The organism is Paenilisteria portnoyi (assembly GCF_014322795.1).
In the GTDB taxonomy this organism is placed as follows: domain Bacteria; phylum Bacillota; class Bacilli; order Lactobacillales; family Listeriaceae; genus Listeria_A; species Listeria_A portnoyi.
Genome location: NZ_JAASTT010000009.1, coordinates 98,371 through 125,185 on the forward strand (window position 1 = coordinate 98,371; position 26,815 = coordinate 125,185).

25 protein-coding genes, 1 other RNA gene and 1 other annotated feature (1 of these 27 cut by a window edge) are annotated in these 26,815 nt (G+C 42.3%); of the genes, 19 read left to right on the forward strand and 7 right to left on the reverse strand.

Going from position 1 to position 26,815, the window contains the following annotated elements:
* Positions 1-151 (forward strand) — a binding site (T-box leader) (it extends 85 nt beyond the left edge of the window).
* Positions 152-507: 356 nt separating this feature from the next.
* Together hisS and aspS are read left to right on the forward strand one after the other, a co-directional pair.
* A complete protein-coding gene (gene hisS / locus HCJ66_RS08015) occupies positions 508-1,800 on the forward strand; it encodes a histidine--tRNA ligase (RefSeq protein ID WP_187132654.1) in 1,293 nt (430 codons plus the stop codon).
* Complete coding sequence (aspS, locus tag HCJ66_RS08020) at positions 1,797-3,566, forward strand: aspartate--tRNA ligase (protein WP_187132655.1); 1,770 nt, start codon at positions 1,797-1,799, stop codon at positions 3,564-3,566. The genes hisS and aspS overlap by 4 nt, the downstream gene beginning before the upstream one ends.
* 104 nt (positions 3,567-3,670) lie before the next feature.
* On the opposite strand, the gene HCJ66_RS08025 is transcribed toward aspS, so the two are convergent.
* From HCJ66_RS08025 to cymR, 4 genes are all read right to left on the reverse strand, one after another.
* The gene (locus tag HCJ66_RS08025) at positions 3,671-4,048 is read right to left on the reverse strand and encodes a hypothetical protein (protein WP_187132656.1); all 378 of its coding nucleotides are present in this window, start codon (positions 4,046-4,048) and stop codon (positions 3,671-3,673) included.
* Positions 4,049-4,202: 154 nt separating this feature from the next.
* Positions 4,203-4,571: a P-II family nitrogen regulator gene (locus tag HCJ66_RS08030; RefSeq protein WP_036079256.1), complete on the reverse strand. Its 369-nt coding sequence runs from the start codon at positions 4,569-4,571 to the stop codon at positions 4,203-4,205.
* 12 nt (positions 4,572-4,583) lie between these two features.
* Positions 4,584-5,789, reverse strand: a complete 1,206-nt coding sequence (locus HCJ66_RS08035; protein WP_187132657.1) for an ammonium transporter — start codon at positions 5,787-5,789, stop codon at positions 4,584-4,586.
* 298 nt (positions 5,790-6,087) lie between these two features.
* Positions 6,088-6,507: a cysteine metabolism transcriptional regulator CymR gene (gene cymR / locus HCJ66_RS08040; RefSeq protein ID WP_036061761.1), complete on the reverse strand. Its 420-nt coding sequence runs from the start codon at positions 6,505-6,507 to the stop codon at positions 6,088-6,090.
* Positions 6,508-6,710: 203 nt separating this feature from the next.
* On the opposite strand from cymR, the gene HCJ66_RS08045 reads away from it, so the two are divergent.
* From HCJ66_RS08045 to HCJ66_RS08100, 12 genes are all read left to right on the forward strand, one after another.
* Complete coding sequence (locus HCJ66_RS08045) at positions 6,711-7,985, forward strand: replication-associated recombination protein A (RefSeq protein WP_187132658.1); 1,275 nt, start codon at positions 6,711-6,713, stop codon at positions 7,983-7,985.
* Between the two features lie 124 nt (positions 7,986-8,109).
* Positions 8,110-8,299: non-coding RNA, 6S RNA (gene ssrS / locus HCJ66_RS08050), on the forward strand.
* A gap of 378 nt (positions 8,300-8,677) precedes the next feature.
* Positions 8,678-9,823, forward strand: a complete 1,146-nt coding sequence (locus tag HCJ66_RS08055; protein WP_181675433.1) for a cysteine desulfurase family protein — start codon at positions 8,678-8,680, stop codon at positions 9,821-9,823.
* Positions 9,824-9,841: 18 nt separating this feature from the next.
* Positions 9,842-10,951, forward strand: coding sequence for a tRNA 2-thiouridine(34) synthase MnmA (gene mnmA, locus HCJ66_RS08060; RefSeq protein ID WP_187132659.1), 1,110 nt, complete (start codon positions 9,842-9,844; stop codon positions 10,949-10,951).
* Between the two features lie 75 nt (positions 10,952-11,026).
* Positions 11,027-11,752 carry an alpha/beta hydrolase gene (locus HCJ66_RS08065; protein WP_187132660.1) on the forward strand — a complete coding sequence of 242 codons (726 nt, stop codon included), beginning with the start codon at positions 11,027-11,029 and terminating at the stop codon, positions 11,750-11,752.
* Positions 11,753-11,767: 15 nt separating this feature from the next.
* The gene (locus HCJ66_RS08070) at positions 11,768-12,436 is read left to right on the forward strand and encodes a tetratricopeptide repeat protein (protein ID WP_181675636.1); all 669 of its coding nucleotides are present in this window, start codon (positions 11,768-11,770) and stop codon (positions 12,434-12,436) included.
* Between the two features lie 31 nt (positions 12,437-12,467).
* Positions 12,468-14,861: an SF1B family DNA helicase RecD2 gene (gene recD2, locus HCJ66_RS08075; RefSeq protein ID WP_187132661.1), complete on the forward strand. Its 2,394-nt coding sequence runs from the start codon at positions 12,468-12,470 to the stop codon at positions 14,859-14,861.
* A gap of 156 nt (positions 14,862-15,017) precedes the next feature.
* Positions 15,018-15,314 carry a hypothetical protein gene (locus HCJ66_RS08080; RefSeq protein ID WP_187132662.1) on the forward strand — a complete coding sequence of 99 codons (297 nt, stop codon included), beginning with the start codon at positions 15,018-15,020 and terminating at the stop codon, positions 15,312-15,314.
* 48 nt (positions 15,315-15,362) lie between these two features.
* Positions 15,363-15,644 (forward strand): hypothetical protein, encoded by a 282-nt coding sequence (locus HCJ66_RS08085; RefSeq protein ID WP_187132663.1) that lies wholly within the window; start codon positions 15,363-15,365, stop codon positions 15,642-15,644.
* On the forward strand, positions 15,631-17,139 hold the full coding sequence (locus HCJ66_RS08090; protein WP_246438607.1) for a T7SS effector LXG polymorphic toxin: 1,509 nt from the start codon (positions 15,631-15,633) through the stop codon (positions 17,137-17,139). Before HCJ66_RS08085 ends, HCJ66_RS08090 begins: the two co-directional genes overlap by 14 nt.
* Before the next feature lie 19 nt (positions 17,140-17,158).
* Positions 17,159-17,503: a hypothetical protein gene (locus tag HCJ66_RS08095; protein ID WP_187132664.1), complete on the forward strand. Its 345-nt coding sequence runs from the start codon at positions 17,159-17,161 to the stop codon at positions 17,501-17,503.
* A 106-nt stretch (positions 17,504-17,609) separates the two neighbouring features.
* Complete coding sequence (locus tag HCJ66_RS08100) at positions 17,610-18,113, forward strand: immunity protein YezG family protein (protein ID WP_222717442.1); 504 nt, start codon at positions 17,610-17,612, stop codon at positions 18,111-18,113.
* 327 nt (positions 18,114-18,440) lie between these two features.
* On the opposite strand, the gene HCJ66_RS08105 is transcribed toward HCJ66_RS08100, so the two are convergent.
* The 3 genes from HCJ66_RS08105 to pieR all read right to left on the reverse strand — a co-directional run bounded on the left by HCJ66_RS08105 (position 18,441) and on the right by pieR (position 21,436).
* On the reverse strand, positions 18,441-19,157 hold the full coding sequence (locus tag HCJ66_RS08105; protein ID WP_187132665.1) for a hypothetical protein: 717 nt from the start codon (positions 19,155-19,157) through the stop codon (positions 18,441-18,443).
* 150 nt (positions 19,158-19,307) lie between these two features.
* Entirely contained in the window at positions 19,308-20,744 is a 1,437-nt protein-coding gene (gene pieS / locus HCJ66_RS08110) for a two component system sensor histidine kinase PieS (protein WP_187132666.1), read from the reverse strand.
* Positions 20,741-21,436 (reverse strand): two component system response regulator PieR, encoded by a 696-nt coding sequence (gene pieR / locus HCJ66_RS08115; RefSeq protein ID WP_187132675.1) that lies wholly within the window; start codon positions 21,434-21,436, stop codon positions 20,741-20,743. Before pieR ends, pieS begins: the two co-directional genes overlap by 4 nt.
* Before the next feature lie 176 nt (positions 21,437-21,612).
* On the opposite strand from pieR, the gene HCJ66_RS08120 reads away from it, so the two are divergent.
* From HCJ66_RS08120 to HCJ66_RS08140, 5 genes are all read left to right on the forward strand, one after another.
* Complete coding sequence (locus HCJ66_RS08120; RefSeq protein WP_187132667.1) at positions 21,613-23,130, forward strand: ABC transporter permease; 1,518 nt, start codon at positions 21,613-21,615, stop codon at positions 23,128-23,130.
* Positions 23,131-23,143: 13 nt separating this feature from the next.
* The gene (locus HCJ66_RS08125; RefSeq protein WP_187132668.1) at positions 23,144-23,830 is read left to right on the forward strand and encodes an ABC transporter ATP-binding protein; all 687 of its coding nucleotides are present in this window, start codon (positions 23,144-23,146) and stop codon (positions 23,828-23,830) included.
* A gap of 350 nt (positions 23,831-24,180) precedes the next feature.
* The gene (locus HCJ66_RS16120) at positions 24,181-25,953 is read left to right on the forward strand and encodes a C40 family peptidase (protein WP_246438608.1); all 1,773 of its coding nucleotides are present in this window, start codon (positions 24,181-24,183) and stop codon (positions 25,951-25,953) included.
* Between the two features lie 9 nt (positions 25,954-25,962).
* Positions 25,963-26,304, forward strand: coding sequence for a DUF3139 domain-containing protein (locus HCJ66_RS08135; RefSeq protein WP_187132669.1), 342 nt, complete (start codon positions 25,963-25,965; stop codon positions 26,302-26,304).
* Positions 26,305-26,386: 82 nt separating this feature from the next.
* On the forward strand, positions 26,387-26,728 hold the full coding sequence (locus tag HCJ66_RS08140; RefSeq protein ID WP_187132670.1) for a DUF3139 domain-containing protein: 342 nt from the start codon (positions 26,387-26,389) through the stop codon (positions 26,726-26,728).
* The last annotated feature ends 87 nt before the right edge of the window (positions 26,729-26,815 follow it).

Here is a 26,815-nt window from a genome sequence, read left to right on the forward strand (position 1 = left end):
AATTGTTAGAAAGACACTCCAGAGGCTTCTTGCTAAAAGGCGCATGTTGCTGAGTAAGTAAGAACGTTGACAGGCGTTAACTGTTTTGAGTGGAGGAGCTTTTTTGTTCCTCAATTTAGGGTGGTACCACGGGTTAACTCTCGTCCCTTGTTTTATTTAGTTAAGACAGGGGATGGGGGTTATTTTGTTGTGGTTCTTACGAAGCGTACTATGCTGAGTTAGAACCACAATATGCATGAGAACGAAGTGAGCATGTAATCCATAAGCGGTTCTTACAACGGCAACCCCAAGAATAATCGGTAGAACAAATAAGCAGAGGGACCCAAGAAGAGCCTCAATATGCATGCAAGCCAAAAGTAGCTCATACAGCCGCGAAGCTCAGAACCACCAGCAGAACAAATAAGCAGCAGAAACCTAAGGCTCTTCATTTGTTTCAATCTACCAAACCTCAAAACAGTCTAACCATCAAACCAACGATACTATCGTAATTTTTAGGAGGGATAAGGCATGCAGATGAAATTGCCAAGAGGAACACGCGATATTTTACCAGGAGAAGTAGAGAAATGGCATTATGTAGAGCGCGTTTTTCAATCGATTTGTGAGAGATTTCAATATGAAGAAATTAGGACACCGATTTTTGAGCATACAGAATTATTCCAACGCGGCGTAGGAGATACAACAGACATCGTTTCAAAAGAGATGTACACGTTTCAAGATAAGAAAAATAGAAGTTTAACATTGCGCCCAGAAGGCACGGCATCCGTTGTGCGTGCGTTTGTAGAACATAAACTATTCGGACAAGTGAACCAACCGGTGAAGCTATATTATACAGGCCCGATGTTCCGCTACGAACGTCCGCAAGGCGCGAGACAACGCCAGTTCACACAAATGGGGTTAGAGGCGCTTGGAAGTAATGATCCTGCGATTGATGCGGAGATTATTTCACTTGCAATGACCTTCTATAAAGAATTAGGACTACAAAATATTGAACTTGTGATTAATAGTTTAGGCGATAAAGAAAGTCGTTTGAAGCATAAAGATGCATTAGTAGCCCATTTTGAGCCGCAAATCGATGAGTTTTGCGCGGATTGTCAAGTGCGTCTGCATAAAAATCCATTGCGCATTCTAGATTGTAAAGTCGATCATGCCCACCCGCTTATTGCGACGGCGCCATCGATTTTGGAGTTTTTGAATGAGGAATCAACCGCTTATTTTGCGAAAGTGAAGACATATTTGGATGCATTAGGCATTGCTTATACAGTTGATCAGACGCTTGTTCGTGGCTTGGATTATTACAATCATACGACATTTGAAATTATGAGTACGGCGGAAGGTTTTGGCGCAAAATCTACACTTTGTGGTGGCGGTCGGTACCACGGTTTGGTGCAAGAATTTGATGGCCCAGAAACGCCGGGTGTTGGTTTCGGCCTTGGCGTGGAGCGTTTATTCGCCGCATTAGATGTGGAAGGAATCGAACTTCCTGTGACGCGCGAACTTGATTGCTACGTTATTACAGCGACGGAAACGGCTGAGGTGAAGGTTGTAGCGATTGTTAACGAGCTACGTTTAAACGGTTTTAGCGTAGAGAAAGACTACATGGCCCGCAAAATGAAAGGTCAATTAAAAGATGCAGATCGAAAAAATGCTCGGTTTACGATGATTTTAGGCGATACAGAACTTGAAAGTGGTACCTGCAAGTTGAAAAACATGAAAACAGGTGAGCAAACGGAAATCAATTTAGCGGCTGTGGTGGCTGGTTTACAGGCCGCACGCGAGCAATTAGAGGGGGAAAACAAATGAAGAAAAGAACGTTGTATTGTGGCGATGTCACGGAGAAACATATCGGGGAAAAAGTAACACTACACGGCTGGGTGCAAAAACGTCGTGATTTGGGAGGACTTATTTTTATCGATTTGCGCGATCGTGAAGGAATCGTCCAAGTAGTTTTTAATCCAGATTTTTCAGCAGATGCGCTATCCATTGCAGAATCGGTTCGTAATGAGTTTGTTGTAACGGTTGTTGGGACAGTAGCTGCGAGAAGCGAAGGCGCAATCAACGATAAATTAGCGACGGGTCGGATTGAAGTTTTAGCGGAGGAAATTGAAGTGTTAAATGCTTCGAAAACACCGCCGTTTTATATTGAAGATGGCGTGAATGTATCGGATGAATTGCGTTTGAAATATCGTTATTTGGACTTGCGTCGCCCTGAGATGAACCAGATTTTCCAGATGCGTCATACGGCCACGAAAACATTCCGCCAAAAATTAGATCAAATGGGCTTTTTCGATATTGAAACGCCGTATTTGACGAAGAGTACGCCAGAGGGTGCACGTGATTATTTGGTGCCCAGTCGTGTGTATCCAGGTAATTTCTATGCGTTACCACAATCACCGCAAATTTTGAAACAGTTGTTGATGTCTGCTGGTTTTGATAAATATTACCAAGTAGTGCGTTGTTTCCGCGATGAAGATTTGCGTGGGGATCGTCAACCAGAGTTTACCCAAATCGATTTAGAGACGAGTTTCCTGACGAAAGAGGAGATTCAAGAAGTTACCGAGGAAATGTTGGTAGCAGTTGTTGAGGCGACGAAGGGAATTAAAATCGAGAAACCGTTCCCGCACATGACATACGCTGAGGCGATGGATCGTTTTGGTAGCGATAAACCAGATGTACGTTTCGGCTTAGAACTGAAAAATATGGCAGAAGCAGTAGCGAATGTCGATTTCAAAGTGTTTACGAACGCAATCGAGAGCGGTGGCGAAGTAAAAGCGATCAATGCAAAAGGCGCAGCGGCGAACTATTCACGTAAAGATATCGATGCGCTAGGCGAATTCGTTGGCAGATATGGTGCGAAAGGCCTTGCTTGGATGAAGGTGGAAGAGGACGGCTTCAAAGGACCGATTGCCAAATTCTTCACACCAGAAAATCAGGAAGCAGTGGCAGGCGTTTTAGATGCAGAAGTTGGCGATTTACTACTATTTGTTGCGGATAAAGCAGAAGTTGTCGCGGCGTCACTTGGTGCATTACGCTCGAAACTTGGTCAAGAGCTAGGTTTGATTGACCAAAACGAATTGGCGTTCCTATGGGTGACAGATTGGCCGTTATTCGAGTACGATGAAGAAGCTGGCCGTTTCGTGTCCGCTCATCATCCATTCACAATGCCACAAGACGCATCATTGCTTGAAACCGCGCCAGAAAAAGCGATGGCAGAAGCATATGATATCGTTTTAAACGGTTATGAAATTGGCGGGGGATCACTCCGTATTTATAAAAAAGAAATGCAACAACAAATGTTCCGCGCGCTTGGCTTCACGGATGAAGAGGCGACAGATCAATTCGGCTTCTTGCTAGAAGCGTTGGAATTTGGAACACCGCCACATGGTGGAATTGCGCTTGGTTTGGACCGGATTATCATGATTCTTGCTGGACGGAATAATTTACGCGACACGATTGCCTTCCCTAAAACAGGTAGTGCAGCAGATCCGTTGACAAATGCGCCAAGTGAAGTTAGCGCGGCACAACTGGCCGAACTAGAACTTGCGATTGAGGCGAAGAAAGCAGAATAAAACAATGAAAATAGGATTCTCCACGTCGTTTATGTGGGAATCCTATTTTCATGTACAAAAAAACTATAGACATCGCCATTTAGCGGTTTGCCTATAGTTCTGATTTAATTCGCTGAGGACGTATCAATCATCGTGACCTCAACATCATTCGCTAAGATTCCGGTATTGGTTTCATTCGACCAAAACGGACCTTCTAATTTTTTCTTTTCCTTGCTGCTCACGTCATGCTTGTCGTAAAATCTAGCCTCTATAGCATAGCGATTACCGACTTTCACCGAATCCCATTGTGACTCGTCAAGGTCTAACTTAATCTTTTTGCTACCTGCTCCTTCGATGTTTCCTGAAACGGAGTTGTCCTCATTCTTCTGTGTGACTAGAAAATTAAAAGAAACATCTATTGGAGAAGCGGAGTTTTGCAGAAAATAATAACCTCCTGCTAAAAAAACAATCGCGATAATTGTAAAAAAGGGGATCTTTCGCATCTTTGTCTATCTCTCCTTCATATATAAAAAACATCCAATTTAGCTACTTCTTCATTATAAGCTCTGTTTTTCATTTCGGGAAGGGGAAAACGCGATTTCTCATTGTATTTTTAGAATTACTTCCGTTTTATTTATCCGCATCTCATTTGAGAGACTATTTTTCTTTAGGATGATCTTGCAAAGCATCTACGCCGCGCTCGCCGGTGCTGATTTTAATGACTTCGGCAACGGGGTAGATGAAAACTTTACCATCGCCGGGTTCGCCAGTGCGTAACGTGTTTTTTACGACTTCTAAAACGGCTTCAACAGGAACCGTGCTGACAACAATCTCGATCTTCATGCGTTCATGCACATTGTTTTCCTTCTTTTTGCCGCGATATAGTTCGATTAAGCCTTTTTCCAGACCAGTTCCGAGCGCCTTCGTGACAGTGAGTCCGCTAACGCCGATTTCTGCGAGTGCTTTTTGGAATTCGTAAAAACGATTTGGACGTGTAATAATTTCGATTTTTGTTAAGTTTGACAATAGAACCACCCCTTAATCATGATAGGCTTTTTCGCCGTGAAGCGTTAAATCAAGCCCTTTGTATTCTTGGTCTTCATCCACTCTGATAGGTAGGAATATTTTGATAACATAGATAATGATGATGGTAGCAATTGCAACGAAAACGACCGTGGAACCAATAGCGATGAATTGTTTACCGAGTAGGCTTGCATTTCCGTAAAAAAGACCGTCCGCGCCGAGCTTGTTAATTTTTGTAGTAGCGAAAAGGCCTGTCGCAATACCGCCCCAAATACCGCCAATACCGTGCAAACCGAAAGCGTCAAGTGCATCGTCGTATTTCAGTTTACCTTTCAACCAGAATACTGCCCAGAAACAAATCGCACCACCGAGAAAGCCGATGAGCAAAGCACTGCCAACCGTGACGAATCCAGCTGCGGGCGTAATCGAGACAAGCCCTGCAATCGCGCCAGAAATTGTGCCGAGCATCGTCGGTTTTTTGTTAATCAGCCATTCGACGGCGACCCATCCGATAATACCAGCTGCAGCGGCCGAATTGGTGTTGACGAACGCAGTCATTGCGACATTATCGATCGTCAGTGCGCTACCAATGTTGAAACCGTACCAACCGAACCAGACTAATATACCACCAATTAAAGCGAGTGGCAAATTATGCGGGGAGGAATTCTCAGCTTCCTTACGACGCCCAAGCACAATCGCGAGCACAAGTCCCGTAATACCAGAACTAATATGAACTACATTTCCGCCAGCAAAATCAAGCGCACCAAGTTCACGCAACCAACCACCGTCGCCCCAAACCCAGTGAGCAACAGGAGAATAAACAAGCAATGACCATAAAATAATGAAAATTAAGTATGCCGCAAAATTCATCCGTTCCGCAAAAGCACCAGAAATGATAGCTACCGTCAAAATAGCGAATGTCATTTGGAACATCATGAATAAAGTATGTGGAATCGCATCGGAGTATGTCGCATTGGCATCGAAACCAACGCTATGCAAGAAAGTCCAGTCAAAACTGCCGATAAAAGCATTTCCTGGTGCAAAAGCGAGGGAATAACCAACGAATACCCATAAAATAGAGATAATCGCCATCGAGCTAAAACTGTACATCGCAGTACTAAGCACGTTTTTACGGCGAACCATCCCTCCATAGAATAAAGCAATCCCTGGTGTCATCAGCCAAACTAATAAGGTACAAAAAAACATAAATACTGCTTCCATGTGACACTCTCCTTTTTGTTAGATAATCTAACATTTGTTTTTTGTTTATGAGATAATAATACTGCAAACTGAAAATAAAGCAAGCTATTTTATCTGAAAATTATAATTTTGTTAGATTATCTAACATATAGCGCTTTCTTTAAATGATTTCGGAGTTTTAGTTTAAATATTCTTTTTATTCGAGGTTAATTTTTTGCGAGAAAATAGATGACATATGGATGTGAAAAAGGAATTTTGAATAAGGCTAAATGGGCGAAAGAAAAAACTACTCACGTCGAAATGTAAGTAGTTTTTCGGATTAAATATAAAACATGTAGCCGTCGAGTAGTGGATCATCGCCATGGCTCGCCAAATCTTCCAATGTTGTACTATCTAATACTTCTTTGACGGCGTTACGAATGCGAAGCCAAAGTTCGCGCTGCGCGGCTTCTTCATCCTCGATACTTTCGACAAGCACGATAGGGCCTTCCAGGGTGCGTATGATGTCGCCAGCTGTTATTTTTGCGGGTTCATCACCTAGAATATAGCCACCGTGTGCACCGCGGATACTTTTGACAATACCAGCGTTACGAAGCGGGCCAATCAATTGTTCTAAGTAGTGTTCGGATAAGCCTTTTTTTTCGGCGATGGAACGTAGGGAAATGGGACCTTGTCCGAAACATCGCGTTAATTCTAGTACAATAGTTAAGCCATAGCGGCCTTTTGTTGTGATTTTCATAATAACCTCCAAATAATGTCGCGATTTTCTGATATAATTAGGAAGAATCGCCTCCGTACGATTAGTTGAAACTTGTCTAATCGTGATACCAGAATAATTATATAGTATATGGCGCCAAGAAGCTAATGAAATAGATGTTTTTGTACAACAGAACATACGCTCTTATGGTATAATTGATGAAAGATTATTAGAGGGGGAGAGATATGGCTATTCAACCGCTTGCTTACCGAATGAGGCCGAAGTCGCTAGATGATATTGTTGGGCAGACGCATCTTGTTGGTAAGGATAAAGTTATTTATCGGATGGTAAAGGCAAAACAGTTGTCTTCCATGATTTTATATGGACCGCCTGGCATTGGGAAAACGTCGATTGCGAGCGCGATTGCAGGCAGCACGAAATATGCGTTTCGGATGCTGAACGCGGTGACGAATAATAAGAAGGATTTAGAAATTGTGGCAGCAGAGGCAAAAATGAGCGGAACGGTTATCTTGCTTTTGGATGAGGTACATCGCTTGGATAAGCCGAAGCAGGATTTTCTGTTGCCGCATTTGGAGAGTGGTCAAATTATTTTGATTGGGGCGACGACGAGTAATCCGTATATTGCGATTAACCCGGCCATTAGGAGTCGGACGCAGATTTTTGAATTGAAGCCGTTATCGGTGGCGGATATCGAGCTGACAATGGATTGGGCGCTGGCGGATTCGGAGCGTGGACTTGGAACATACGATGTTGTGCTCGATGAGGATGCGAAGACCCATTTGGCGACGGCTAGTAATGGTGATGTCAGAAGCGCACTCAACGCATTGGAGTTGGCGGTTATTTCTTCGGAACCTGCCGATGACGGAAAAGTGCATGTGACGCTTGAAGTCGCAGAGGAATGCTTGCAACGGAAGAGCTTGGCGCACGATAAAGACGGCGATGCGCATTACGACGTTTTGAGCGCGTTTCAGAAATCGGTGCGAGGCAGTGACGTAAACGCGGCACTCCATTATATGGGTCGGTTGATTGAAGCTGGCGATTTGGTGAGTATAAGTCGGCGTATGCTTGTGATGGCGTATGAAGATGTCGGTCTCGCGAATCCGCAAGCCGCGACACATACCTTGTCTGCGATACAAACTGCTGAAAAAATCGGCTTTCCAGAGGCGCGAATTCCATTGGCGAATGCCGTTATTGAGCTCTGTTTGTCACCTAAATCCAATTCTGCTATTATGGCGATTGATAGCGCGCTGGCAGACATTCGAGCTGGAAAAAGTGGCGAAGTTCCAGATCATTTGCGTGATGGCCATTATTCAGGTGCGAAAGAGCTTGGTCGGGCGCTTGATTATAAATACCCGCATAGTTATGAAAATGCATGGGTAGATCAGCAGTATTTGCCAGATCGACTGTTAAAAGCGAAGTATTACGAACCGAAGTTGACGTCTAAGTATGAGCAGACGATTGCTGGGGTTTATGAGAAGATTAATCAGAATAAGAAATGAGCTATCAATGCTAACCGCTTACATGTTATCTTGTTGCTAAGTAAGAAAAGATACATCTTTTTCTGTTAAGTAAGTGCTCCAAATTGAAATCTCCAAAATTTTGTGGTATTCTTAGTTCAATAAAGAAACCCTAATGTATTCGTTATGGTACCTATATTATTGAACCGAACAATTTGATCTACCTAGGGAGCCCAAGTTCGGGCGCAGCGCACATGCCTTTTCACGAGGACTTGTAAACCGTCAGACAGAGCACCCACCTGCTGTTAATAGCGGGTTCAAACAATGGTATTAAAGACGGTACGATTGGGGTTTCTTTATTATTAAATTAAGATTCGAGCGCTTCATTTGTGAACGGGATTTTGACGTTTTGCTGAATGGGCGCTTTTTGTTGTGCGCGTAAGAAAGCGTATTTTGCTTTCCTGCGCGCTCAATATGCATGCGAACGTAGTGAGCAGGTAATCCATCAGGTGATTTTAAACGCAAAACTCGGAATGAACTCAAAACAAATATAACCCACCTGCACACTCTGAAATACAGTAGAGTACAGATAAGCAGCGAAACTAAACGCGCTTTCATCCAAAAATCATCTTGGTTCTTTGCTTTCAGCGCCGTTTCTTGCTAAAATAGGGTAGGTTATAAAAACATTTTTTAAAGGCTAATTGTTAGTTTTTAATATAGAAAGAAGCGATTTTATGGTAGAACGTGTGTATTTGGATCATGCTGCGACTAGTCCAATTCATCCAGAGGTTGTGCAGGCGATGTTGGCTAGTTTTACGAATAATTATGGGAATCCTTCTAGTATTCATTATGCTGGGAGAGAGGCTCGGAAGGCGCTAGATGAGGCGCGTGCTATTGTGGCGCGTAGTATCGGGGCGGATGAACGTGAGATTGTGTTTACAAGTGGCGGTACGGAGGGTGATAATGTGGCGCTAATTGGAGCGGCCTATGCGAATCGTGCGCACGGTAAACATATTATTACAACGGCGATTGAGCATCCGGCGGTTTTGGAGACGTGTGTGTTTCTGGAAACGAAAGGGTTTAATGTGACGTATTTGCCGGTGGACAAGACGGGTGTTATTTCGTTGGAGGATTTCGATGCGGCGCTTACGGACGAGACGATTTTGGTTTCGATTATGTATGGGAATAACGAGATTGGCTCGGTGCAACCGGTTCGGGCGATTGGCGAGCGGTTGACGGGGCACCAGGCGTTGTTTCATACGGATGCGGTGCAGGCTTTTGGGATGTTCGAGATGGATGTCGCGGAACTTGGCGTGGATATGTTGACGGTGACGGCGCATAAGATTAATGGACCGCGCGGGATTGGCTTTTTGTATGTGAAAAATGGGACGAATTTGCAGTATCCTTTTCACGGCGGGGAGCAGGAGCGTAAGCGGCGAGCTGGTACGGAGAATTTGCCGGGAATTTGCGGTATGGCGGAGGCTGTGCGGATTTCTTTGGAGTCGCGAAAACAGAAACGTTCGGATTTTGCAGAGTATAAGCAGGTTTTAGTGGATACTTTTGCGGAGAGTGGTGTTCTTTTTGAGGTGAATGGTTCGCTTGAAAAAGGGCTGCCGCAGGTGTTGAATGTTCGCTTTCCGGGTGTGTCGGTGGAGCAGTTGTTGATGAATTTAGATATGGAAGGAATCGCGGTTTCTAGTGGTTCGGCTTGTACGGCTGGCACGGTGGATCCGTCGCATGTGTTGGTGGCGCTGTTTGGTGCGGAACATCCGGCTGTGCGCGAATCGATTCGGATTAGTTTTGGACTTGGTAATTCCTACGAGGAGATGGAGAGTGCAGCAAGTGAGATTGTAAAAGTGGTACAGCGACTTTGTAAATAAATGTGAGGAGTAGTTAAAATGGATAATAGTAAGACGCGGGTAGTTGTTGGTATGTCTGGCGGCGTGGACTCGTCGGTAACGGCTCATTTGCTGAAAGAGCAAGGCTATGATGTTATCGGAATCTTTATGAAAAACTGGGATGATACGGATGAATTTGGTATGTGTACGGCGACAGAGGATTATGAGGATGTTATTCGTGTCGCGAATCAGATTGGCATTCCATATTATGCTGTTAATTTTGAAAAGGAATATTGGGACAAGGTGTTTACGTATTTCTTGGATGAGTATAAATTGGGGCGGACGCCGAACCCGGACGTAATGTGTAATAAGGAAATTAAGTTTAAGGCGTTTTTGGAACATGCGGAGAGCCTAGGTGCTGATTTTGTGGCAACGGGGCATTATGCGCGTGTGGAAACGATTGATAATGAGGTTAAAATGTTGCGTGGCGTGGATCGGAATAAGGATCAGACGTACTTTTTGAACCAATTATCGCAAGCGCAAATTCAGAAGGTGATGTTCCCGCTTGGTGGGATGGAAAAACCGGAAGTGCGCCGGATTGCGGAAGAAGCAGGGCTTGCGACGGCTGGCAAGAAGGATAGCACGGGAATTTGTTTTATCGGAGAACGCAATTTCAAGCAATTTTTGAGTGAGTATTTGCCAGCGCAACCTGGTGATATGAAGACGCTTGATGGCAAAGTGATGGGCAAGCATGATGGGTTGATGTACCATACGATTGGGCAGCGTCATGGCTTAGGCATTGGTGGCGACGGCGATCCGTGGTTTGTTGTTGGGAAGGATTTGGCGAATAATGTCTTGTTCGTGGAGCAAGGTTTCCATCACGATAGTCTGTATTCGGATTCGCTTGTAGCAACGGATATGAGCTTTGTATCGGATCGTCCTGTTGACGCGGTTTTCCATTGTACGGCGAAATTCCGTTATCGCCAAGAAGATGTTGGTGTGACCGTGCATTTGTTGGATGGAAATAAAGCACATGTGGTGTTTGATGAGCCAGCTCGTGCGGTGACGCCAGGCCAAGCGCTCGTTCTTTATGATGGGGATGTTTGCTTAGGCGGCGGAACGATTGACGAGATTTATAAGCAAGATGCACAGTTGCAATATGTAGGATAATTCGCATGAAGAAGGGTTTGGGATGGGATGATTTCCTGAACTCTTTTTTTGATAAATGATGAGAAGAGGATTCGCATGAAAAAAACGTTATGGATTGTGTTAGCCGTGCTGATTTTGATTGTTGGGGGCGCTTATTTTTACTTTAACACGTCACCGAGTCAGTTTGCGGAAGAGGCTGGGAATTCGACGAAAAAAGTGGATGTCGTGGATGATAGCGGTTTTCTGATGTTCACACCGATGAACCAGGATGTGAAGGAAAGTGTGATTTTTTATCCAGGCGCTTTTATTGATGCGCTGAGTTATGCTCCGATGGCAAAAGGATTGGCGAATGCTGGATATAAAGTTTATATTGCGGAAATGCCGCTCGATTTGGCTGTTTTTGGGCAAAATAAGGCTGCTGATATTATTGATAGTCATGAGGACGAGCATTTTGTAATTGGTGGACATTCACTTGGTGGTGCGATGGCAGCGCGCTTTGCTCACGAAAATATGGATGATTTGGACGGTATTTTCTTTTTAGCGAGTTATGCGGATGAGAAGGGAACGCTTGCAAAAGCTCCATTTTCGGCGTTGTCAATTACGGCAACAAAGGATGGTGTGCTAAATTGGGATACATACGAAAAAGACAAGAAATACTTGCCTGAGAACACGACTTTTGTATCAATTAAAGGTGGGAATCACGCACAATTTGGCGCTTACGGAAAGCAGAATGGTGATAATGATGCCACGATTAGTGTGGAAGAACAGACAAAGGAAACGGTGACGGCACTGAAAACTTGGCTCGCTGTTGCGGTAAAATAGGAGGATAAGGACATGATGGATAAAAATGCACAAGGTATTGAAGCGATGCAAAAAAATGATTTAGAGACAGCGGTACGTCTTTTTACGGAGGTCATTGAGGAACATCCAAATGATCCGGTAGGCTTTATTAATTTCGGAAATGTGTTGCTTTCGATGGATGATTTTGAGCGGGCGGAGCGCTTTTTTGAGCGTGGGATTGAGCTTGATAGCAAGGCTTCAGCGGCTTATTATAGTTTAGGAAATCTGTATTATGTGTTGGAGCGTTACCAAGACGCGGCGAAGCAATTTGAGAAGGCGATTGCGAACGGGCTTGATTCGGCGGATGTTTATTTCATGATTGGGATGAGTTTTGCGCAAATGGATGAGAATTTGTTGGCGATTCCATATTTGCTTCGTTCGGTGGAATTGGCGCCGGATGACGTGGAGGCGGCGTTCCAGTACGGGATTGCACTCGCGAAATCGGACATGTTTGAAGAGGCAATTGGAGCGCTGGAGCGTGTGTTGATGCTGAAACCAGATGATGCAGATGCGTTTTACAATATTGGTGCGGCGTACTTGGCTTGGCAAGGCGATCTAGTGATTGGAAAAACATATTTTGAAAAGGCTGTGGCAAGTGATGAGAATCATGAATTGGCGGCGAATGCGCTTGCGGCGATTCAAGATTTAGAAGCGAGCGGCGAATAAAAAACGGCATAAAAGACGAGGAGGTGGGAAAATGGACACGCAAGAAACGTTGGGATTGCTCGGTGAGAACGAGGAATTATACATGAAGGGAACCGTGATGTCGACGATTTTTCACAATAGTGAGAACTTGTTTTCTGTGGTGCGGATTCAGGTGCAAGACACGAATACGACGTGGGACGAGAAGGACATTGTTGTGACGGGTTTTTTTCCTGCCCTTCATGAGCAAGAGGTGTACATATTTCACGGGAAATTGATGGATCATGCCAAGTTTGGACAACAGTTTAAAGCGGATCGGTTCAAAAAAGAGATGCCGCAGACGAAGCAGGGTTTAGTGCAGTATTTATCCGGGGAACTTTTTAAGGGCATTGGGAAAAAGACGGCGGAACGTGTGGTGGAGACGCTGGGTGAGGACGCGATAAGTCGGATTTTGTCGGACCCGTCGCTGCTTCAAGAGGTGCCACGTTTGCCGCTTGCGACAGCGGAAAGTTTGTTGGAATCGTTGCGTGAGAATCAAGGTTTGGAACATATTATGGTGAGTTTGAATGAGTATGGATTTGGTCCGCAGCTCTCGATGAAAATTTTTCAGGCGTATAAGCAGGATACGCTGAATGTGCTGGAGGGCAATCCTTATAAGTTGATTGAGGACGTGAAGGGGATTGGGTTTAACCGTGCGGATGAGTTGGGGCGTAAGCTTGGACTTGGTGGGAATCATTATTCGCGGTTGCAGGCGGCGATTTTGTACATGTTGGAGCAGGAGTCGTTGCAACAAGGGAACGTTTTTATGGAGCGGGAAGTGTTGCTGGAGACGGTGACGCAGCTTCTTGAGAATAGTGAGCCGATTCGGATTGAGCAGGAGCAGTTGACGAAGCAGTTGTTGGCGCTTGAGGAAGATCAGAAGGTGATGACGGAGAACACGCGGGTGTACGTGCCATCGCTTTATTTTGCGGAGGCTGGATTTGCGGCGCATGTGAAACGGATGATGCGGCAAAAGGAATACGAGGAACTATTTCCGAAATCGGAGTTTTATATCGCGCTTGGTGAGTTGGAGGACCGGATTGGTGTTTCTTATGGGGAGACGCAGAAATTGGCTCTTGAGCAGGCGTTGATGTCGCCGATGCTGATTCTGACTGGTGGACCTGGTACGGGGAAAACGACGGTTATTAAGGGGATTGTGGAACTTTACGCGGAATTAAATGGTGTGAATTTGGATCCGATGTCGTATAAGGACGGGCAGAAATTGCCGATTTTGCTGGCGGCTCCGACGGGACGTGCGGCGAAACGGATGACGGAATCGACGGGATTGCCTGCGATGACGATTCACCGCTTGTTGGGGATGAACGGGCAGGAGCAGTTGGACGATGATAATGAGCGTTCGATTGAAGGGGAATTGTTGATTATTGATGAGATGTCGATGGTCGATATTTGGCTTGCGAATCAGCTGTTTCGAGCTTTGCCAGCGCACATGCAAGTGATTTTAGTGGGAGACCAGGATCAGTTGCCGTCTGTTGGGCCGGGCCAAGTTTTAAAGGATATGTTGCGGTCGAACGAGATTCCGACGGTGGAGTTGACGGATATTTATCGGCAGGAAGACGGGTCGTCGATTATTGAGTTGGCGCATGATATTCGGCAAGGATTTTTACCAGCGACGTTTACGAAAAACAGCACGGATCGGTCGTTTTTCCATTGTACGGTGAATCAGATTGCGGAAGTCGTGGAGAAGGTCGTGGAAAACGCGAAGAAAAAAGGTTTTCGTGCGAAGGATATTCAAGTTTTGGCGCCGATGTATCGTGGACCTGCGGGAATTGATATTTTAAATCGCAAAATGCAGGAGATTTTCAATGCGAATCCGGATGGTAAGCGTAAAGAAGTGAAGTTTGGCGATATCGTGTTTCGGATTGGAGATCGGGTATTACAACTTGTGAATCAGCCGGAGAAGAACGTTTTTAATGGCGATTTTGGCGAGATTGTCTCGATTATTTATGCGAAGGAAAATACGGAGAAACAGGATATGCTTGTGGTACAGTTTGACCAGACGGAGGTCGAGTATTTTCGGCAGGAATTTGGCCAGTTGACGCATGCGTATTGTTGTTCGATTCATAAAGCGCAGGGCAGCGAGTTTCCGATTGTGATTATGCCGGTGGTGCGGAGTTATTACCGGATGTTGCGGCGCGATATTTTGTATACGGCGGTGACTCGGAGCAAGCAGTTTCTGATTATTTGCGGGGAAGAGGACGCGTTTCGGAGGGGTGTCGAGCGGATTGATGAGGAGAAGCGGAATACGACGCTTTATGAACGGTTGCTGAGTGAGGAAGATATGCTTGCGACGGTGAGTAATCGGAAGTTGTTGACGGAGGAGAACTGGATGCATATTAATCCGATGATTGGGATGGATGATATCACGCCGTATCAGTTTATGCGGGGATAGTTGGATATGCGGAGTAAATCGGCGGCAAGCGTTTGTGTGAAGCCAAGTTTACGTCTTACCTGAAAATAGGTGAGGCGTTTTTGCTATTTTTGGCGTTTTTATGCATAATTTATGATATAATACTTTAAGATATTAAAGAGATATGGAGGGGAAGTAATGGCGAAAAAAATACAATTACCAAGCGGTCGATTAGCCGAACATGCGAGTGCGATTCAAGCGACAACAAATATGTTGAAATTACAGCCTAAGCCAAGCGTTTCGTATTCCACTGGTAGCGCGCGACAATTGGTAGAAGGCGCGATGGAATTTGCGCAAATGACGGCATCCACTCCCGCTGCGTTTCAAAAAGATACAGCCAATTTGAAGAATGTGGAGAAGGCATTTGTTGCCTCAGAAAAAGCGTTAGGGGATATGCTACACAAAGGAATCGAATGGGTGGGAAGTAAAAAATAGATAAGGGGGATACATAGCAATGCAACCAAGACAACGGGAAGAAGATGCTTGGAAAGAACAAATCAAGAAAGAGCGCAGTTTGAAGAGTTGGAGCAGCTATTTTCAAAAGCGAAACGGGCGCAAGAGAATGTTTTGCATACTTTTCAGGACGCGTGGCAGGGGAACCGGTCGCGGCAGCGATTAGGACTGGTCGAAGAAACGATGGTGGAAGAATGGCAGAAGCGGAAAAAACAGATGTACGCCGTGGATGATGCGATACAGGAATCACGTCGAGCGAACCAACGAGCGCAATTTGCATCGAAGGAGGCTGATGCGCATGCCACGGATTGAAATTGGAGAAGTACGCTATTTCGTGGGGCAATTTTTACGAGAAAGCGAGCGATTACGGGATGCACTGGGCGATTATCGAAAAGCCGTCGCGAAATTAGTGGCGGATGGTGAAATCCAAGGTGAGTTTGTCGATAGCGCGAAAAGCTATTATGAAACGGTGCACTATCCCATCGTAGACACGACCATCGAGTGTTTGAGCGAGGCAGACCGGATTTTGAAGAAGTATGTGCAGGATTTTGAATCGCAGGTAGATGATGCGTTTGACTCGCGATTGGATTCGGATAAATTGGAAGCGTTGTATGCCGAAATTAGGCGGTCAGAGAACTTGTTGGATGACTTTACGTATGCGATGGATTCGATGACGGGGAACTTGAACCTGGGGCAACAGATAGGCATGAAGCTGGGACTGGAAACGTCGATGATGCAAATCAAAGAAGAAATCAAGATTTTAGAACGGTATCTGGATTTTGAACATAGTCATACGAATGTGATGCATGATGTTTTATCGCGGATGTATCAAGTCAAGACGGGTGTGAATGAAATCCTAGCTGGAAAAGCATTCAATGGCACGACACATACGTACGATTCCAGCAAAATGCAACTGGGCTGGCTGAACCATTTAGTACCAGAGAAGAAGCCGAAGAAAACGTATGATTTCGATGACTATACGAAGACGTTGGAAGGTAGCTTTTGGGTCTTAAGTAAAAATGGCATCACGAATCGCGAAACCGCAGAAGCAAGCATTGCCTATAATGATGGTTTAAAAGATGGTACAATTAAAATTGGGAATGGAGATCCAGATATAGATTTCGATACAGCAAATATGTTAGCTGCAATGGATGGGTATAACCTTCTAACAGGAGAAGAAATCACGAAAGCGCAAAGCTTCTCAATTATATCTGCGGTATTACTTGGTGGAATTGCAATGAAGGGAAGAGGTATTAAAATTCCAAAAAGTAATCTAGCTAAGATTCAAAAAGAGCTAGAAATAAGGGACTTTAGCAATACTTCTAAAAATGCTAAAGAGATCATATCAGAAAGAGTGAATGGGCTAGATTTAAGAGAACATCCCACTCAGATAAAACAACTAAGTTCTAAGAAAATGCAGGAATTAAGACAGAAGGTGGATAACCGTACCATAACTAAACAGGAGTATGTAGAGTATAATTGGAATAAAAAGTTTGCCAAGAAGCGAAAAGCCGGGGTTACAGAGTTTTGGGATATGGAAGCTGATAGAATTACAAATGGTGAGTTTACTACTAGAAATTGGAGTGATAACCAAATGGAGGACATATTAATGGGGAAAGTACCTAAATTTGATGGCAAATCGATTGCAGGACATCATAGTTTTAGTGCATCTAAATACCCACATTTGGCAGACAAGGGAGAAATAATTTATCCAGCTACATTTAACGAACATTTATATGGTTGGCATGGAGGGAATTGGAAGAATAGTTTGCCAGGAGAGCCAATTATTATAATAAAAGATTTTTGAGAAAAAGGATGATTATGATATGGATAAAAATAAAATTGAAGTTACACTGAATGAATATGAAGAAGTCAATAAATGTATACCGATAATAAGAAAATATACTAGAGAATCTATAAGTGAAATAAAAACCAAAATAATTGATAATTTACCAATACTAGATTGTTATTATATAAATGAACCCGATAAACTTGTCAGCTTGCTGGAATCGATAAATAAGATAGAAGCATTAGGTGTGAAACTAGAGATTGTACAAAAGACTCAAAAATCAACTCGAATTATTAGCTCCAAGGTTATAAAAAATTTAATTGAAAGAGATAATTTGATTGAAAAACAAATTCAGGAGTATGATGATGAAACATACAATTAAACTTAATAGTATAGTCAATAATTGAAATGAAGTCTAGTGTTTACAAAAAATAAGATTTGATTTAAGATACACCATTGCCGGTAAAAATATGTAAGGAGGCTACCAAATGAGTTTGGGGGACAGTAAAGTGGATACAACAAGGATGGAAGAATTATATCAAGAAATAGCGACAGAAATCAATTTGATAATTCCAGAGCAATGGAGTGAGGTTCTATTATATTCAGAGGTAGAAGAACATAGTGACGCAACTTTCTTTTACTATTATCCCATGGGTAAAACTACACCGATATATAGCTTGGATATTGAGGATATAGAAGGTGTAGACGTAGATAACGGTTTGAGCAATTTAAGTGATCTATTAAGAAAACTTTGGAATGAATTTATTGTAAACAAACAAGAATCATGGAAAAGTCTAAACTTCACTTTAAATTCAAAGGGCAAATTTAACATCCAATACAGCTATGAAGATTTAGAGAAAGATGGCTATGATTATGTTGATCGCGTAACTATTTGGGAATATGAGAAATTAAACATGTTACCTAAATCAACTAATGTAAGTGGTATCGAACTGATTGATAACTATAAAAAGAAATCTAGCAAGGGAAAATAGTATTAAAATCGTTTGTCACTAAGAAGCAACGGATAGTTCGATATACATCGCGATAAAGTAGATAGTTGAATTCAGGCTAGAAGATCGGTAACTAATGAGGGCTAAATTTTTAGAATGAACGTTTGATTATGAAATAGCAATCCTGAAACGGTTTGGGAACAAACTCTATGTCAGCAAGAATTTGTTCCCAGATCGTTTAGGTTATATATGAATGCATTGAACTTGTGAGGGTTAGGATACTTGGTAGTTTATCTGTATTGGGCAATCAAATATTAAATTTTGATTTACCAAGAAAAGAATGTAATTAAGAAATAAAAAGATGGTGCATTATGGTTTATTATTTTGAGGAGCTACAAGAGTATTAGCTAGCACAACGCCATTTTTTATTTCATATTCAAGTACTATATCATCTAAATATGGTATCAACTTTAATTTTGGTTTATACGAATTATCACTCACGAACATTAATAAATTTGTTAGAATCGGTCTGAAATAAATACTTATGATTAAAATAATTAACCCTAGTAAGAGTGAGCCAGATATATTTTTATTATTTATCATATAACCTGAATAGTTATTCCACCATGGGAGGAATACTGCAGCAAGTACCGAAAAAGGCCATATCAAATTACTCAAAGGATTTGCTTGCTTGTGTGATTCAATTTCATTCTTGAGTATAAATATACCATCACGAGAATAATATTTTTGCTCAGAGAGATATTGTTTAAGTCGATTAATTTGATAATCACGGGAATGTTCAAAGTTAAATGACCGTCTAGTCATTGTATGCAGGTTTTTATGATGCAATATTAAAGGAATTGTAGCTACAATTCCTAGTGAAATTTTGGAAGCGTTCATCAAGAAATTATCATATTTTGGGTATATCATCGAAAGATAAGTGATTGAAATATAGAAAATTACTGCAAGAGTGATTATAAACCAACATTTAATCCGTTTAGTTTTATAAACTTTATTGAATTCTTTAAATTTTTTTATATAAATTAAATCCTTCTTTTTATAAAAATGATATATATTAGTTAGCATTATTCCTCTCCTTTTGTATAGTACGCTTTGGTTTAAATTCCATAACTCCATATTGTATTAAAAAATATGAGCAGGTGACGAGTCTACATGAACACATGGGTTGCAGCGGCTAAAATTTGAGTGGTGGAATCTAGTAGTTGACACTTTCTATTATTCATTATCCACAAAAAATGGCAATTTAATCGTAAATGTAGTTCCCTCACCAGCCATGCTATGCACGCTGACTTCACCATCATGATAGCTAATCAACTGCTTCACGATCGACAGCCCAATGCCGGATTCGCCGAACTTTGTGCTCGTCCGTGACATGTCGGCTTTATAGAAGCGATCCCAAATCTGCTCGACTTCGGATTCATCCATGCCAATTCCTGTGTCGCTAATCTCGAAAATCGTTTCTTTATATTCCTGCCTCGCCGAAAGGGTAATCGTGCCGTTTTCGGTAAACTGGATGCTGTTTTTCACGATATTGATGAAAACTTGCATCAATCGGTCGTAGTCTGCAAAAATTTGGACGGAATCTCGGGTGTTCACAATAATCTGGTCGCCTCTATTTTCGGCAGTCAATTGTAGCTGATCTTTGATAATATCCAAAAATTCATGTGCGGCGAAAGTCGTTTTATGCAGCTGAATCTGATTCGAACGAATGCGTTCATAATCGAGATTCTCATTCACAAGCCGAGCCAAGCGCCGTGCCTCTGTATCAATCAATGCAATACAGCGATCCGTCTCACTTTTTGGAATAATATCGTTGACCAAACCTTCCGTCAAACCGCTAATCGTCGTGAGTGGCGTCCGCATTTCATGGGAAACATCGGCGATAAACTGGCGGCGGCGCTTTTCTTGGCGCTCAATCTCAATCGCGGATTCTTCCAGCGTCTGCGTCATCTTGTTAAAATCACCGGCCAGCGCACCAATCTCATCGATCGAACTCTCCTTCAAACGCACGCTATAATTGCCTTTAATCACTTCTTTCGTCGCCGAACTTAGCTTGCGGAAGCGGTTTACTTGTAGTTTTGCGATAATCGCGCTCAAAATTAGAGCAATCGTAATCGAAATGAGAATCGTGTAAAAAACGTACCAATTAATTTTCCCGATGACTTTCTCGGTGCCGCTAATTGGCGATGTAAGCATGATTCCACCGGCAAATTCGCCGTCCTTCTCAATCGGAATACTCACGCGCGTCAATTGATCACTGAATCGTGTATCCATCAACGTCGAAACCGTCTTGCCTTCTTGCAATTCCTTCCATTCATCAGTTTTTAAATGGAAATCAGGCGGAAGCGGACGGTTCGTTTGCGGATATACAATCGCGGCGGTATCATCGAAAATCACATAATGGATGTTTTTCACGCCTAAAATTTGCTGATACGTCTGCAAAATCGGACTTCCCGTTTCCCGGTCCGACATATTCTGCACATCTTTCGCGATTTCTTCCCCATACGCCGTCAAATCCGAAACTTGCGTCTGATACAAATAATCCTTCATAAAATGCGAAATCAGCAGGCCAATCATCAAACAGGCGATAAACAAAATAATAAACTGTGTCAAAAAAAGCTGATAAAAGTATTTAAATTTCATGCGAATCATTCCGTTTCATCGAATTTGTAGCCGACGCCCCATATCGTATGAAGAAAAGGGTGCTCCTCGGTCGCGATTTTCTGCCGCAATCGTTTAATGTGCACGTCCACCGTACGCTCATCTCCATAAAATTGGTAACCCCAAACCTGTTCTAACAACTGCTCCCGCGAGAAAACTTGGCGTGGATGCTGCATCAAAAAGTACAACAAATCAAATTCCTTCGGTGTCAAAGCCTCAAGTAACCGCCCCTCAAAATACATTTCCCGCGTCTTTTTGCTGATTTTGAAATACTTCGTTTCTAAAATGTCGTCGTCCGCAGGTTTTGCCGTCGTGTCCACAGCTTGACCTTTACGACGCGTCACAGCTTTAATCCGTGCCATCAACGTCAGCGGGCTAAACGGTTTCGTCACATAATCATCCGCACCAATCTCAAGACCCAACACCTGATCTGACTCCGATTCTTTCGCCGTCAAAATAATAATCGGCACATCGCTCGTCTCGCGGATTTTATGACAAATCGTCATCCCATCCATCCCCGGCAACATCAAATCGATAATCACGATATCCCAGTCTTCCTTACCAAATGTCTCAAAACCTTCCAAACCATCATGCACAAACGTGGCGTCTATCTTTTCCTTCATAAAAAACATCTCGATCATCGTACAAACACTGACGTTATCTTCAATCATTAATAATTTCATCATTTTTGCCTCTCTCTCATTAAAGCTCTCCCTTAAAATTAGACTATATTCGCCACGAAATCAAGCTAAATAATGTTTTTCGCAAAAGTTTAAAACACCGCTCACAGTTTGTTCATATTTTTTTCACACCTTCCGTCTAATCTATAGAAAGAGCAAGACGAAATGGAGGAAACGATATGAATTTTATCAAACGAGCATTACTCAGCATGAAAGCAAGAAAAGGAAGAACAATCCTGCAATTATTTATTTTTACAATCGTATGCGTACTTATTCTTTCCGGATTCACGATTCAATCCGCGGCAAATAAAGCAAGCGAACTAGCACGGCAAGAACTTGGTGGGGACGTCACCCTAAGCGTTGACCGCGAAAAACAGATGGAGGCGCAGCAAAAATCGACGGAATCCTCATCAACTAGCGGCACAACCGAGCGACGGATGTTCGAATCTACACCAGTATCCGTTGCAGCCGCGAAGAAATTAGCAGAACTTGACCACGTGTCGGGTTACAATCTCTATTCCAACACACAAGCGCTAGCATCAGGATTTGAGCCAATCGCCTCATCAAGCGACACATCTCAATCCGACGATTCCAGCACAACTTCAACGACTGAACAGCAAGGCCCAGGTGGAGATAGCAGTGATTCTAACCGCCCACAAATGGTGCAGGCAGACTTGAGCGTGTCAGGCGTTCTTGATTCAGCAACCGCAACAAAATTCAAAGCTGGAACTGATAAACTCACATCTGGAAAAGCAATCACAGCAAGCGATGTCGGTAAAAACGTCGTCATGATTGAAAAAACACTAGCCGAAGAAAATGACCTCAAAGTCGGTGATAAAATCAAAATCCAATCGAGCGACGAAGCAACAACGGTCGAACTAACAATCAAAGGTATCTACGAGTCAACCGATTCAGGAAGTGACGCAGCAGCTAACTTCTCGTTCTTAAATCCATATAACACCATTTACGTACCATACACCGTTGCCAACACAATCAAAGGCAGCGATTCAAAAGACACGGTCGATTCCGCGATTTACTTCATGGATGACGCAGCAAACATCAGTGCCTTCGAGACAGCGGCGAAAAAAGTAACGGCCGTTGATTGGGACACGTTCAAATTAGACGCCAATGACGCGACTTACCAACAAATGATCGGACCAATCAACAATGTAGCGGCTTTTTCTAAAAATGTTGTCTATATCGTATCGATTGCGGGCGCATTGATTTTAGGACTACTCGTGATGATGCAAATTCGGGAACGTAAATATGAAATGGGTGTTTTACTCGCCATTGGTGAAAAACGTTCCAAACTCGTCGGCCAGTTCCTCGTTGAAATTTTAGTAGTAGCCATTCTATCGTTCGGAATTGCCGCGGTGAGCAGTCATTACGTAGCGCAAGTCGTTGGAAATCAGCTGTTAACCCAACAAAGCGCAACTGCCTCCGAGTCGACATCATCGACTAGCAACCAAAGAGGACCAGGCGGAAACGGTGGCGGCCCAGGTGGCGGAGGTCCAGGATTTGGCTCATCGCTAACAGCAAACACAGCGGAAATCAAATCACTCGACATCCAAGTAAGCCTTGAAGACATGCTGAAAATGGGCGGAATCGGCGTCGGCATTGCCTTCATTTCCGTATTACTCCCATCCATCCTAGTACTTCGCATGAATCCAAAAACAATCTTAACCAAACAAGAATAGGAGCGTGACTTTTATGACAAAAATTCTCGAATTCAAGGACGTAAGCTATGCCTACAAGCAAAACGATAATCCAATTTTGGATAAAATAAACTATGACTTTGCAACAGGCGTTTTCTATACGGTCGTAGGTAGCTCAGGATCGGGAAAAACCACCTTCCTGTCATTGGCTGGCGGCCTCGATTCGCAACAAGACGGTGACATTTTTTACAAAGGTTTGTCCTTGAAAAAAATCGGACTAAACAAATACCGAAACCAATACGTGTCCATCGTGTTCCAAAGCTATAACTTATTAACCTACATGACTGCGCTCCAAAACGTGACAACCGCAATGGAAATCACGCACGTAAATCAACAAGACAAGCGCCAATTCGCTCTCCATATGCTAGCGAAAGTTGGTATTGACGAAAAAATGGCTCGGCAAAAAGTCCTAACATTGAGTGGTGGACAACAGCAACGGGTTTCCATTGCCCGCGCGCTATGTTGTGAAACAGACTTAATTGTGGCAGATGAGCCAACGGGGAATCTGGATGAACGCACGAGTAAAGAAGTTGTGACGCTATTTCAAGACCTGGCGCACAAGGAAGGGAAATGCGTTATTATGGTAACACACGATCCGGAAATTGCTAAAGTATCAGACGTAAAAATCACGATGAAGAATGGTAAGTTTGATGTGAAAGAGCAAATGGTAGCAAGTGTATAAAATAATAGAGAAACTAGTCCTAGCAAGCGATATAGGGCTAGTTTTTTCGCGTTCCATAAAATATGTCGAGTCAGTGACAATTTTTCTGAGAAAATCGAAATTAGAGCAATGAAGTAATCATCAGAATCCTGTCATAGCAACGAATGAGATGATTTGTAGCATTAAAACAAAGTAGAATTTTCCTGTTAAAAACAATACATATGACCGAAAAACACCCGTTTAGCTCATAATACTCAAAAAAACACAAGAAATTTATTGTAACAAGTGTTAAAAATGGATAAACTGGAAACAGGTGTCGCGAACCGATAGATAGCCTCACCAATATGAAGAGAAAAGGGAGATAGACCACCATGAAAAAATGGCTAATAATTTTTACAGTAATGATTTTGGCGTTAAGTCCACTCGCCAGCAATACAGCTATGGCGGAAGACGAGGTTACAAAACCAGCAGTAAGAACATCAGAAGAAAGAATACAATCACCGCTGGGAGAAGAATTCTTAGATTCTCCAGAGGGACAGTTTGGCAAAAAGTTATTGAAAAGTCAATCGACGACACACGAGAAAATGAAATCGCCAGCTGTAGTCACAGAATCACTAGGGGGTAGTGAAGGGGAACTTATCATTAGTTGGCCAAAAGCTACAGATGCGATTGGTTACAAAGTGGGTATATTTAATGGTAACACCTACGACTTTATCGATGTTGGAAGTACATTAAGTTGGTCAACAAAAGGAAAAAATATCTGGCCTACTAAATCAGAACTATCAAATGGTAAATACAACATACATACAGATGGACTTGGTAGCGAACTGCCCCTTGATCCTTCAAGTACGTATAAGACGGCTTATGCTGTTACTAAAAAGACAGACTATAGTACGAGATTGACCTACTTTGTACGTGTTATGGCGATATATGAAGATGGGGAAGGCCCAGTTTCGGATATTGTTGCTCCAATGATGCCGTTTGATGGGATATATTACACAGATGTCCAAACAAAATTAAATGATGCCAACACTGGGGCTACAACTTTATTTTGGGAAGCAGTGGAAGGTGCGGTTGGATACAAAGTGTGGGTATTTGACGGTAAACTGTATCATCTTTATGATGTTGGAAGTAGTTATAGTTGGAGTACAGAAAGTAAAGGAATTTGGCCAACGAAAACAGAGATTTCACAAGGTAAAAAAGGCTTACACCAAGATGGAAAGGGAGAAAATCTTTCTGTAGTTCCTAATGATGTTTATCAGCTAAACAACCCAGGTTTCCCAGAGGTTCCTAATTATTATTTACGTGTCACAGCATATGACGCGGATGGCGCAACAATTGCTTATCAAAATACACCACCAATTGTTTTGGAGGAGCAAGTGAAAAATCAATCGACGGATGATATTGATTTTCGAGAATTGTATGAGAAAGCTATACAAGAGGGGGCTGTGGATGAGAATAATAAAACATATGAACAGTTTATAGTTGATCAAAAAGGCATATTACCGATTTTTCAGAATGGTATTGATGAAGAAGCGATAGAAAATAATATTTCTACAGAAGAATGGCTTGCTGGAAGTAACTATGGGCAAGCACCTATTGCAAATGATGCAGTGGAAGATATTACATTACAGTTAAAAGCATCTTGGAATGGATTTACGATGAAAGCTGGAGACATTTTCATTACTAATGCGACATCGTCGAAAGGAATTACGGGACATGCAGCTATTGCTAATAGCGACAACTATATATTAGATATGCCTGGATCGAAAACAGGAGACAATAAGAATAATAATCGTCAACTTACAATGGCTTCTTGGATGTCTAGTTATAATAGTGGCTGGATTAGAGCATATAGATTAAAAGATCAGAAGTTAGCTAAGAAGTTAGCTAAATATGCTGACCGTAATCTTTTTTCGAAATATGGAACAACACAAAAAACAGAAAAAATTGATTATGCAATAGATACGCATATTTATAGAAAAAACCCTAGCTATTGCTCAAAATTTGTTTTTCAAGCTTATTACTTTGGATCTGGAAATGTTGCGTTGATGAAGCCGATTAGTGGTTTTATGGGACCGTACGGTTTAATTCGAACAATTAATTGGCAATATAGACCTACTGAACATAGAGTATATAGATAGGACTGGTATATGTTGAAAAAAATAATAGTGTTAGGTATTGTTGTGGTTATCTTATCTACTGTTGCATTTATTATGATGAATCACTACAATACAAAAAGAGTAGCCGTAGAAAAAATAGAACAATATATAGAAAAGCAAAAAATCCCAAAAGAAAATATATATAATGAAAGTTTTACATGGGACTGGGAAAATAGCGGACATTATATCAAGCAATTCAAAGTGAAAGACGATGATTCTGGAATAACGTATCAGTACAGTTTTATAGCAAAAGATAAGCCTATTGTTTTTATCCCGTACACATCCACGGCGTTCGAAGTCAAAGTGAAATATCCAGCACCTGAAATAAAATAGGCAGGATTAAATTCTATTTTGCGAATCTAATCTTACTCATTTTAATAACAGATGTCGCAAGGATAGATAAGGAGTCAATGATTTGAAAAAATGGAGCATATTAGGAATCGTATGTATAGCATTAATACTAGTCACTTTTACGTTTGTAGCACTTCACTATAATAAAAAAGCATATGCCGAAAAACAAATTGATGATTATATTGAAAAGCAAGGAATCCCACATAAAGATGTCTATGATGAAAAATATGCATGGGATTGGCAAAAAAGCGGCTCATATGTTAAAAGTTTCCATTTAAAAGGAGAAGACCCCGAGCTTGTATATCAATATGTGTTCACTGCAAAAGGTCATCCTGTGATTTTTGGTCCATATTCACCATCAAGTGATTACCCAAAAACGAAATATCCAAAATTAAATCAGAAATAAGATAGTAAACTGAACTAATTTCATAACTCCTAAGCCTTGCGGCACAAGAGATTTAAAGCAACAAAAAAGAGGAACCTCCCCATTTTT

What these genes read in the sequence shown, in the direction of transcription:
- HCJ66_RS08135 (WP_187132669.1), top strand. Translation starts at nt 25,963, where the DNA reads ATGTTGAAAAAAATAATAGTGTTAGGTATTGTTGTGGTTATCTTATCT.
- hisS (WP_187132654.1), top strand. Translation starts at nt 508, where the DNA reads ATGCAGATGAAATTGCCAAGAGGAACACGCGATATTTTACCAGGAGAA.
- HCJ66_RS08090 (WP_246438607.1), top strand. Translation starts at nt 15,631, where the DNA reads ATGCCACGGATTGAAATTGGAGAAGTACGCTATTTCGTGGGGCAATTT.
- aspS (WP_187132655.1), top strand. Translation starts at nt 1,797, where the DNA reads ATGAAGAAAAGAACGTTGTATTGTGGCGATGTCACGGAGAAACATATC.
- HCJ66_RS08080 (WP_187132662.1), top strand. Translation starts at nt 15,018, where the DNA reads ATGGCGAAAAAAATACAATTACCAAGCGGTCGATTAGCCGAACATGCG.
- HCJ66_RS08065 (WP_187132660.1), top strand. Translation starts at nt 11,027, where the DNA reads ATGAAAAAAACGTTATGGATTGTGTTAGCCGTGCTGATTTTGATTGTT.
- pieS (WP_187132666.1), bottom strand. Translation starts at nt 20,744, where the DNA reads ATGATTCGCATGAAATTTAAATACTTTTATCAGCTTTTTTTGACACAG.
- HCJ66_RS08025 (WP_187132656.1), bottom strand. Translation starts at nt 4,048, where the DNA reads ATGCGAAAGATCCCCTTTTTTACAATTATCGCGATTGTTTTTTTAGCA.
- HCJ66_RS08125 (WP_187132668.1), top strand. Translation starts at nt 23,144, where the DNA reads ATGACAAAAATTCTCGAATTCAAGGACGTAAGCTATGCCTACAAGCAA.
- HCJ66_RS08095 (WP_187132664.1), top strand. Translation starts at nt 17,159, where the DNA reads ATGGATAAAAATAAAATTGAAGTTACACTGAATGAATATGAAGAAGTC.
- HCJ66_RS08035 (WP_187132657.1), bottom strand. Translation starts at nt 5,789, where the DNA reads ATGGAAGCAGTATTTATGTTTTTTTGTACCTTATTAGTTTGGCTGATG.
- HCJ66_RS08105 (WP_187132665.1), bottom strand. Translation starts at nt 19,157, where the DNA reads ATGCTAACTAATATATATCATTTTTATAAAAAGAAGGATTTAATTTAT.
- HCJ66_RS16120 (WP_246438608.1), top strand. Translation starts at nt 24,181, where the DNA reads ATGAAAAAATGGCTAATAATTTTTACAGTAATGATTTTGGCGTTAAGT.
- recD2 (WP_187132661.1), top strand. Translation starts at nt 12,468, where the DNA reads ATGGACACGCAAGAAACGTTGGGATTGCTCGGTGAGAACGAGGAATTA.
- HCJ66_RS08120 (WP_187132667.1), top strand. Translation starts at nt 21,613, where the DNA reads ATGAATTTTATCAAACGAGCATTACTCAGCATGAAAGCAAGAAAAGGA.
- HCJ66_RS08070 (WP_181675636.1), top strand. Translation starts at nt 11,768, where the DNA reads ATGGATAAAAATGCACAAGGTATTGAAGCGATGCAAAAAAATGATTTA.
- mnmA (WP_187132659.1), top strand. Translation starts at nt 9,842, where the DNA reads ATGGATAATAGTAAGACGCGGGTAGTTGTTGGTATGTCTGGCGGCGTG.
- HCJ66_RS08055 (WP_181675433.1), top strand. Translation starts at nt 8,678, where the DNA reads ATGGTAGAACGTGTGTATTTGGATCATGCTGCGACTAGTCCAATTCAT.
- cymR (WP_036061761.1), bottom strand. Translation starts at nt 6,507, where the DNA reads ATGAAAATCACAACAAAAGGCCGCTATGGCTTAACTATTGTACTAGAA.
- HCJ66_RS08100 (WP_222717442.1), top strand. Translation starts at nt 17,610, where the DNA reads ATGAGTTTGGGGGACAGTAAAGTGGATACAACAAGGATGGAAGAATTA.
- pieR (WP_187132675.1), bottom strand. Translation starts at nt 21,436, where the DNA reads ATGAAATTATTAATGATTGAAGATAACGTCAGTGTTTGTACGATGATC.
- HCJ66_RS08045 (WP_187132658.1), top strand. Translation starts at nt 6,711, where the DNA reads ATGGCTATTCAACCGCTTGCTTACCGAATGAGGCCGAAGTCGCTAGAT.